The 9,470-nt window shown below is 63.3% G+C and carries 4 protein-coding genes and 3 pseudogenes; all 7 read right to left on the reverse strand.

Annotated elements, in window-relative coordinates; translation table 11 throughout:
* Positions 1–447 precede the first annotated feature (447 nt).
* The 7 genes and pseudogenes from IG197_RS32995 to IG197_RS33025 all read right to left on the reverse strand — a co-directional run bounded on the left by IG197_RS32995 (position 448) and on the right by IG197_RS33025 (position 9,037).
* Positions 448–5,554 (reverse strand): annotated as a pseudogene (locus tag IG197_RS32995) (N-6 DNA methylase).
* Between the two features lie 98 nt (positions 5,555–5,652).
* Positions 5,653–6,050, reverse strand: a pseudogene (locus tag IG197_RS33000) (DUF3085 domain-containing protein).
* A gap of 12 nt (positions 6,051–6,062) precedes the next feature.
* A pseudogene (locus tag IG197_RS33005) lies at positions 6,063–6,662 on the reverse strand (DUF1419 domain-containing protein).
* 128 nt (positions 6,663–6,790) lie between these two features.
* Positions 6,791–7,606 (reverse strand): DUF3991 and TOPRIM domain-containing protein, encoded by an 816-nt coding sequence (locus IG197_RS33010; RefSeq protein ID WP_246765514.1) that lies wholly within the window; start codon positions 7,604–7,606, stop codon positions 6,791–6,793.
* A gap of 363 nt (positions 7,607–7,969) precedes the next feature.
* Entirely contained in the window at positions 7,970–8,155 is a 186-nt protein-coding gene (locus IG197_RS33015; protein WP_192321270.1) for a hypothetical protein, read from the reverse strand.
* A gap of 275 nt (positions 8,156–8,430) precedes the next feature.
* Positions 8,431–8,628 carry a hypothetical protein gene (locus tag IG197_RS33020; RefSeq protein WP_246765506.1) on the reverse strand — a complete coding sequence of 66 codons (198 nt, stop codon included), beginning with the start codon at positions 8,626–8,628 and terminating at the stop codon, positions 8,431–8,433.
* 217 nt (positions 8,629–8,845) lie between these two features.
* Entirely contained in the window at positions 8,846–9,037 is a 192-nt protein-coding gene (locus IG197_RS33025) for a hypothetical protein (RefSeq protein WP_192321295.1), read from the reverse strand.
* Positions 9,038–9,470 lie beyond the last annotated feature (433 nt).

Genomic DNA, 9,470 nt, shown 5'->3' on the forward strand with positions numbered 1-9,470 from the left:
CGCGCCGAAGACGACATTGCCTGCGTCGGCTGGATATTGACCGCGATCCAGGAGCGGGTGAACGAACGCGACCTTCGCGACTGGCGCCAGTTGCGTAAGGTCATCAACAAGGCCATCGAGTTGTTGCCGCTGCGGGAAGCCACGATGCATTGAACGGCAATGTCAGGAAGAGCGGCGAACGCTCCGGTCGCGAATGCGTCACCTGGTTGGAGATGAGCCTGAATTCGGCATGGGCAAAAGAGGGCCAGCGGAAGCCGCGGCCCTTGAAGTGTGAAGGTCAATAAACCTCCAGAGGGGAACAGCTGGTGCGGCGGAACTGGGAGGAGCGACCGCCATGTGCATCAGCTATCATCACAATGCCTGTTTTATGACCAATCGCAAACCACTTTTTGTGCAACGCAGCTATGCAAATGCTGCGGCGCATTCAAAAGTGCGTGACGCGGCCCTTCAGGCCGCTTGCAGTTCAGCACGCGCGTCGCCTGCAAGCGCCTCCTCCACCTCCCGCAACGCCTTACGCTTCTCCGCCAGTTCGTCGGCGAAGGCGAAGGCGCCACCTACCGCGACTGGTAGGAGGAAAGCCGCCGCTGGTACTCCGCCAACCGCTGGCGATAACGTTCGCGCTCCTCCTCGAAGCCGTCAAGCGCGTGTTCCAGCCTGGAGATGGCGCCAAGCGGCGTGACGGTGACGGCGAGATCGATCTCTTGGGTCGCGCCGGTGCGCTGAAGCAGGGTCTGGTAGTGGTAATTGTCACCCCGGCCAAAACGTTCGCCCTCATAGATGAGATCGAAGCCGCCGATCGAGGCGATGTGATCCTCACCTGGCCTCTGGAGCTGGACGAGGGTGAGGATTTCCTTCATCAGCGCGGCCGGCGTCCTTGCGCTCGAGAATGGCCTGCCTGTCATCATCATCGCGAAGGCGTCGCCTGACGTCGGAACCAGCCGTTCGATGTCCTGGCTGATTTCACCGATGCGGCGGGTCGCCGTTTCGATCTCGCGCTCGGCGTCGCGGATCCGCCGGCGCACGGCGAAGAGGTCGTCTTCATGGGCGGCCCGCAACCGTTCCAGACGCGCGATATCGGCCTCGGGGCCTGCCTTCTGCATCAGCCGCTCGTCGCCACTGGCAATCGCCTTTGCCATGGCGAACTGGTTGGCCTGGCCTTCGTTCAGGTCGTCCAGCCGGCGGATCGAGGTGTCGCCGGAAAGCGCCGCCGCGATGAACCGCGCCTTTCGTTCGTTGTTCTGCCACATCGTGGCATCAAGGCTGCCTTGCGTGGCGTAGGCGTAGATATCGACCTCGTCATGCTGGTTGCCCTGACGGACGATCCGGCCCTCGCGCTGCTCGATCTGCGAGGGCAGCCATGGCCATCGAGATGATGCAGCGCCTTCAGCCTGAGTTGCGCATTGACGCCTGTGCCCATCGTCTCGGATGAGCCGATCAGGAAGCGGACCTTGCCGGCGCGAACGTCGCCGAACAGGCGCTGCTTGGCCTCGGTCTTCTTGAAGTCCTGCATGAAGGCGATTTCGGATGCCGGCACGCCCATGCGGATGAGCTCATCGCGGATCCAGCGATAGGCTGAAAATCCCCTGGTCTTCTCGACATTGATCGTGCCGAGATCGGAGAAGATCATCTGCGCGGCGCCCGGCAGTTCGTAAGGCTTGCCGTCCGGGCGGACATAGCTGTTCTCGAGGTCTCCTGCCAGATGCGATGCGCGTTGCGGATCAGGAGATTGAGCTTGTTTTCCGGCTCGTCATCCATGTCAGGCGTCACCAGGCGCAGGTCGATCGCTGCATGGCGTCCGTCGGTGATGACGGAAAGCAGGATGTCGTCACCGGGCTCGGCAGGCCGATCACGCTCCTCGATCGCCTTGATGCGGGTTTCTAGGATCTGTTGATAGGCCCTGAAGGCTGGCGTCGGTGCGGCGGTGAGGATCTGCCGCTTGGCCGTCGCGACGTCAGGCACCTTGACGTATTGCCTCAAGTCCTCCGGCATCACCACGTCGGCAAAGGCGCGGAACATGGCAATCAGTTCGGGGACGTTGACGAAACTGGCGAAGCGGCTTACCGGCTTGTATTTGCCGGATGGCTGAAGCTCCAGTTCGGTGCGTTCATCCCCGAAGTTCGAGGCCCAGGCGTCGAACTCATGCAATCCGCGCTCGCGCAACGCCTCGTAGCCGAGCAAGCGCTGGATCGAGAACATTTCTCCGAGCGTGTTGGTGATCGGGTGCCGGAGGCAAGCACGAGCGCCCGGCCCGATTCTTCGTCTCGATAAGCCGAGACTTCACATAGAGGTCCCAGGCTTTCTGCGAGCCGTTCGGGTCTATGCCCTTCAGCGTCGACATGTTGGTGGCGAAGGACGGCTTGCGGAGCTCCTGCGCCTCATCGACGACGATCTGGTCGATGCCGATTTCGGAGATGGTCAGCAGATCGTCCTTGCGGGTGAAAGCGCCTCCAGCCGCTCAGCCAAACCTTCCTTCAGACGTTCGAGCCGCTTGCGCGAAACCCGGTCCTCATCATCGACCCTGGTCAGCAGATCCTCGTAAAGCTCCAGCTCGTCGTGGATCATCTGTTGCTCGAAGGCCGAGGGAACGCCGATGAACCTGAAGGCAGAGTGCGTGATGATGATCGCATCCCAGACCGCCGTCGCCGCCCGCGACAGGAAACGCTGGCGCTTGTCTTTGGTGAAGTTGGTCTCGTCAGCGACGAGAATGTTGGCCGACGGATAGAGCGCCAGAAACTCACGCGCCGCCTGCGCCAGGCAATGACCGGGAACGACAAGCATTGCCTTGGCGATCAGGCCGAGCCGGCGTTGTTCCATGATGGCGGCTGCCATCGTCATGGTCTTGCCGGCGCCGACGGCATGGGCGAATAGGTGGAGCCGGAGGAGATGATTCTCCAGATGCCGCGTTTCTGATGCCCATAAAGAGTGAAGGCGCCTGAGGCGCCGGGAAGTTTCAGATGGGAGCCGTCGAATTTGCGCGGTGCGATGTTGTTGAAGCGGTCGTTGTAGACCCGCGCCAGCCGGTCAGCGCGATCCGGATCTGACCAGACCCAATTCTGGAAGGCTTGCCTCATCCGCTGGAGCTTGTCGCGGGCCGCTTCTGTATCGACGACATTCAGCACCCGGCGCTCGCCGCCTGTATCCTTGATCGTGTCGAAGATCTGCGGCACACGGCTGTTCAGCGCATCGCCGAGCAGTTCGCCGGCATGGCGGCGGCTGGTGCCCCATTCCGAAGTGCCGGTGGCGCTATAAAAGTTGCCGAGCCTCGACCGTCCATAATCCCAGTTCCGGCATATGATGAATGCGGATCTCCGCCCCCATCATCTCCTTGACGAAGGCGACGACATCGGACGCCGGAATCCACGGCGCACCGAGGCGAGCGGTAATATCGGATGGACCCAGGTCGGCGGGCTGGACTTCCTGTAGCGCCGCGACATTGCGCCCGAAAGCCGGATCAAGCGCAGCCGCGGCAGCGCAGCAGCAAGCTTGGTGCGGACCGGGCCGGAGAGATAGGCGTCGGACGTTTGCCACGAACCGTCGGTCGGATCGCAAAAGATCGCATCACCCAGTTCGGCAATAACCGCTTGCGCGTCACGATGCAGGAGTTCGGCGATATGCTCGATGTCGACGCGGCCGCGCGTTGAGCACCACGGCCAAGGCATCAGGCGCGGACATAATCACCGGGGCGGCAGGAGGCGAGATAACCCGTTCGGAAAGATCGGACCGGGACGGGCGGTATCGGTTTCGAGGTCGTAATCCTCGATGGAAGCGACCAGCCAGCAGTCAGGATCATCGCGGAAGGGCTGAAGGTTTGGCTGGCGATGGGTTTCGCACCTCGACGGTCTCGGCATCCTCCGAGATCGACACCGTCGTGTGGTTGATTGGGCCGAAGTCGCGAACGAATGATGACCAGGCAATGCGGAGCCGTACCTGCAGATCCTTCCACGGGCGATCCTGCTCCTGGGCCTTCAGAACCTCGCGCACAGCATCCCGGACAGGGATCAGCTTTTGGATGATGCGGACATGCTTTCCGGACAGGCATTCGCCTGTCTGCCTCACGGCAGACCGCCCCTTGCGGACCTTGATCGGAACCGGGGAGCCGTCGACCATCTGCATGAGACCATGCCTGGCGTCGATGAAGAAGCTTCCTTCGCGGACCTTTTCAGATTGGCGACGGATCTACGACCTCCCGAGCTCGTCCTCCAGTTCGATGTCGATTGCGGACGGCTCGCCGTCGTAGCGATCTTCCGGCAGGAGCGAGATGGCGGCATTCAGCGCCCTTCGAGATCGACGCCGGCGCGGGGACGGCAGGTATAGGTCTCGCCGAACGGTCCGGAGGTCAAAGTGTGCTCACCCAGCACGAAATCCGGATGGCGCACAAACCAGCGATTGACGCGGATGGCGCCTTCGTCCTCCGTTGCAGAACGGACTTCATCGACGTCGAGCCAGGAAAGATCCGCCTCGGGCTCACCGGCCTTGCGTTTGCGCAAGAACAGGATGTCGGTCACGACATCCGTGCCGGCGTCGCGGCGGAAGCTGCCCTCGGCAGGCGGATCGCCGCGATCAGGTCGCCGGATCTGGCGATATGCTCACGGGCGGCCGTATCCGCCTTATCCATCGTGCCGGCACTGGTGACGACGGCGGCGAAGGCGCCGGGCTTCAGGAGATCGATGGAGCGTGCGATGAAGTAGTCGTGCAGCCGCAGACCAAGCGGCCGGTATTGCCGGTCCGAACGCACACTGCGATCGGAAAAGGGCGGGTTCCCAATGACAAGATCGTAGACGGCTGAGAAGTCCGTGCGCGCGAAATCCCCCTCGATGATCCGCGCCTTCGGCTGCAGCAGCTTGACGATGCGTGCGGTGACGGGATCGAGTTCGACGCCGCTGACATGCGCTTTGTCACGATAGTTTTCCGGCATCAGCGCCGGAAACAGGCCTGTGCCGATGCCCGGCTCCAGAATGCGGCCGCCGCGCCAGCCCAGGCGCTGCAATCCCGACCAGATCGCCCGGATGATGAATTCCGGCGTGAAGTGGGCGTATTGCGTGCAGCGGGCAAGGCTCGCATAGTCGCGATCGGTGACGGCCGCCTCAATGAGGACCCGAGATCGTTCCAGCCCTCGCGGAAATCCACCTCGCCCGGCCGTCGGAACATGGTGTTGGCGAGCTCGCCGGCGCCGAAGCCGGTAAAGCGGGCAAGTTTCACTTGCTCCTCGCGCGTCGCGGGGCGCTCCTGTTTTTCGATCTCATCGGCAAGCAGGATCGCCGCGACGTTGGCCTTCGCTCCTTCCAGGATGCGGCGAGACCGCGATCCTCGCCGTTGTCGAGATGGAAGTTGCTACGGACGCCGTGTCCAGGAGGAACCGCATTCTTTCGCGGCGCTGCGCGCGCCATCGCCGGGGCGGGCGCCGCCGGCGTAGGATCAGGATCGTCGTCGTCATTGTCCGGTTCAGGGGCGGTTCCGGCGGGAAATCCGCCGAAAGCGGTGACACCGAGGCCAAACCCGGAGGACAACCCGCTTGAGCCGAACATGTCGAGGGTGAAGGGTCATCATGCGCCATAAAAAATTCTCCTGTTTGAAGGCGCGCGCCGGCTTGCCCGCCGGCAATGCAGGCGGTTCGGTCGCACGAGATTGGATGGGGAAGGGAAAGCGCCGTGGTCAGCGGCCCATCAGGCGGAGAGACAGGGACGTATCGTCCATGGTGATTGTCAGATGCGTCGCGTCCGGCGCGGCGGCAGTCAGCCGTTCGAGCTCAACGGCGTCGATGAATTCGACCCCGTCATCGCCTCAAAATATCGGCGCTTGGTGTGCCAGTAGTCGGGATTGGTTTTCGGATTGCATTCCTCGGCATAGACGACGAGCGGGCGCTGGCCCTCGGCGAGTTTGCCGGAGGACATCGCATAAACGCCCTCGTCGCCGACCAGCCACAGGCCGGGTCTGGCGTCTGTTTCCGGCGATATTCCCTGATAGGGAACGCGATATCCGCCATTGGCCCTGGCGTCGGCATGGCCGCACTCGAGCACGGCGCGAATGTCGGTGATGGAGAAGGTGAACATGGGTCTCCTTCCTCACGCCGCGATGGCGTCGGGCAGGTAACGCAGATGCACCGGCAGCTTTGCCGCGATCTCAGCGTCGGTAAGGGTATCCAGCAGCTTCAGCGTCGTGCCGCCTGGCTTGGCGAAGAACATGACCGTGCGCTTGCCGCGATCGGCCTCCGGCCAACGCTCGCTGGCATAGCCGCGATAATCGTCGGCCGTGCTCGACCAGATATGCTCGAGACGCTCCTCGCGCGTCATCGCGCGGACGGGACGGGATTCGCGCTCGACGATTGCGGCGCGCATGCGCTCGCGACCCCTTGTCGGAAAGGTCGCGATACCCATGGAAGTGCCGGATTCGCCCGTCGATCGACAGTGTGAAAAAGATGCTGGTGATCGAGCCGGTGAGGAATTCGCGCATGGCGAACATCTCGCCGCGCATGAAGAGCGGCGGCAGGATCTCGAACATATAGTCATGTTCGCGCTCACCGATCTCGAACCACTCGCCGCGGTAAAGCGCGCCGTCGTCGCCCTCCCATCGGTTCGGGCGCCCGCGCAGCGATCGAACATGCGGAACATCTGATGCCGGTCGGCGATGCCCTGGAAGACTTTGCAGATGGGAGAGAGGGTCATGAGCGGGCTCCTTTTGGCCTTCGTCGGGGCGAAAGCGCGGCGGAACCTCATGGTCGCCATCTTCTCTTCAGCCCTTCCTGACCCCTCCCCCCAGGCCGCCTCTCCGTCCGGACGGGTCAAGGCCGGCTTCAGCCGGGCGAAGCTTCACCCTTGACGCGGCGGCGGGCATGCGGCAGGCCTCTTCCGCTTCTCTCCCTTTCCACGTCTTCTTTTCCTTCTCCCGCGCCCTGAGCGCGTCGTTCCAGTCCTCGACCGGCGGCATCAGACGCAGCCAGTCGCAACCGGCCGCATCGGCGATGTCGCGCGCAGGCGAAGGTCTCGCCCTGGTCGTTGGCGTCCGTCGCGGCGACGAGCCGGGCGGCGGGACGTGCGGCGAGCATGCGTAGCGCGGCATCTGTTGCCGGCGACCATCCCCCGCCGGTACTGAGATATTGACTGCCTTCCCGTGCCCCTTCAAAGGCGGCCAGGCTCATGGCGTCGATCGCCGCCTCCGTCACGCACAGTCGCAAGGCGCCTATTGGACCGAACCGGAAGAGGACCTTCGACCCGCCGGTTGCAAAACCACGCCAGTCGGGGCCACGTTCCTCCCAGCCGGTGACGACACCGTCATCATCGACATGGGCCGCCCACATGCTGCCATGCGGGCCTTCCCGCAGCACGTTGAGCCGCATGGCGTCGCGAATGATCGCCTCGGACAGGCAACGCTCCTCCCGCAGATAGCGCCAGGTCATGGAGCCTCGCCAGGGTTTGCGGCGTTGCTCCCATCGGTCCTCAATGGATCTGAGGGACAAGGGCGCGTCCGCGGATCGGGTCCAGACCGGCTCCCTGGACACGAACCCGACCAGTGAGGCGACGCGGTCAAGTGCATCGACGAAAGCGACGCCGTCGAGGTGTCCGGCGAGGCTGAAGACGTCGCCCTTCGCGTCGGAAAGGGATCGAACCATCCCGCCCCTCATGGATGACGATGACGATTTCCGCACCGCGCCGGTATTTGAAGGCTCTGCGTGTGCTTTCCTGCCTGTCCACCGCAAAGCCCGCCTGCTCCAGCAGGGCGCCGCACGGAACCCGGTCCCTGAGGTCCTCCAGCTCTTCTTTTCTCATTCGTTTGCCGGCGCTCCCGCGTCCGCCTTTCTTGTCCGATTTCTCTTCCCGCAGTTTGCGGGACCGCCTGCCCGGCCGCGAAGAGCAAAGGAGGCAGGGCGCGCCTGGCAATCTGCAGATCTGTACCTTCACGCCGACAGTTCGTGCCAGGCGCGGCGAAGCCTCCGCCGCCTGCCGCTCGCAAGCGGCAAAAGGGAAATGCCGGCTCAATGAGCCGGCCGGCGATCGTGCGGGTCGAATTCGTGAATGATGTCGAGATCGTCGTCGGCGTCGATTTCGTCGCTGACGACGACGCCGAATTCATCGCCGGACCTGAACAGCGTCACCGGGACCATGAGGGTGCGGGCAAGTGCGAAAGCCTGAGACTGAGCGAGTGCAAGATCCTGTGCCATGTGAAACCTCCGTCCGGAGCAGGCCGATCCCGCTCGATGGCTCCTCGAAGGACCGGGGACGGTCGCGATCACCGCGAAGGCAAAGCCGAGTGGCGGCAGCTTGCTAGCCGACCCCGACAGAGGGTTGATCGACGCAGATCCGGACCTGGTCCAGGACGCCATCATCTGAGAGCGGGATTGGTTTGCTTCGGATGGCCGGGTGGAGTTCCGGCACAGTTGCTCGCTCGCGGCACAGCTATCGCCCGAGTGTTCTCCATTTTCCGTCATGCAGCTGTTCAGCCGCGACCGGCGGCTTCCTGATCGGCGATGGCCTTGAGGACCTCGAAGTCCATCGCGGCGCGCGGCTCGATGCGGGCGACTTCGCTGGCGACCTTGGCCCAATGCCAGGATTCGGCAACGTTTCTCTGCGCCCGGCTGCGTGCAGCTCTCGGCTGCGCTTCATAACAGGCATTGACCGGATCGGTTGCTGCCAATTGCCTGGCGTCTTCCTGCCAGCGGCGGCGGATTTTGCGGCGTTCGATCCATTTGCCACAGTAATCCGATCATCGCCGACCCCGCCGCGACGCCAGAAGATCCGATTGGGGTATCCAGATCGCAGACGCGTCGTCGCCGAACGGCACGGCGGTTCCCTCGAAACGCATATGCCGACCCACGCGCAGATGACCGCGTCGAGCATGTCTTCAAACGCCTTCAACTGCCATGATGGAGCCTCGAATTGGGTAGCCGCAATATCTCGGATGCGCCTTTTATTTCCAGGTCGAGGCTGGCGACGATCGCACGCCAGGTTTCGAAGAGTTTGTTGCGCCGGCTGACGGGGGTTTCCATTGGCCAATAGTTGCGCGTCTTCGCCTGCTTGTAAGGCAGCCGCTTTTCGGCGCGCATCAGTTCGACCAGGGCGGGATGCGGTAGACTTCAATAGGCCCGGCGCGCTAACCTCTCTCGTCAACAGTCCGTACCCGCGGTGCCCGAAGCCGCTCCTGAAGTCGTTGCTGATCTTGCCGGGCCTACTCGCACTCGGTGTGTGGGTGCTGCAGTGACGGGCGCCGTAAGCTGCCGAAACCAGATTGTCCGACACGCGCCGCGCTGCGATCGGCTCACGAGACAGAGGCATATCCACAGCAACGAGATCGACAGGCGCTCCAGCGATTTTTCCAGCTGCGGCGAGAAGAGCCACGGGTTCTGCGATCGAACCTGAAGGGCGGAACGTGGAGATCAGCCCCTCGTCGGCATGGGCCAGGAGTGACGATAGGACGGTCCCGCGAAGATCAGGCGCCAATCGTCGCCCATGGAGAAAACCAGCGCGACACCGCTCGGC

It is taken from the genome of Aminobacter sp. SR38, assembly GCF_014843375.1.
In the GTDB taxonomy this organism is placed as follows: domain Bacteria; phylum Pseudomonadota; class Alphaproteobacteria; order Rhizobiales; family Rhizobiaceae; genus Aminobacter; species Aminobacter ciceronei.

What these genes read in the sequence shown, in the direction of transcription:
- IG197_RS33010 (WP_246765514.1), bottom strand. Translation starts at nt 7,606, where the DNA reads ATGGTTCGATCCCTTTCCGACGCGAAGGGCGACGTCTTCAGCCTCGCC.
- IG197_RS33015 (WP_192321270.1), bottom strand. Translation starts at nt 8,155, where the DNA reads ATGGCACAGGATCTTGCACTCGCTCAGTCTCAGGCTTTCGCACTTGCC.
- IG197_RS33025 (WP_192321295.1), bottom strand. Translation starts at nt 9,037, where the DNA reads ATGCGCGCCGAAAAGCGGCTGCCTTACAAGCAGGCGAAGACGCGCAAC.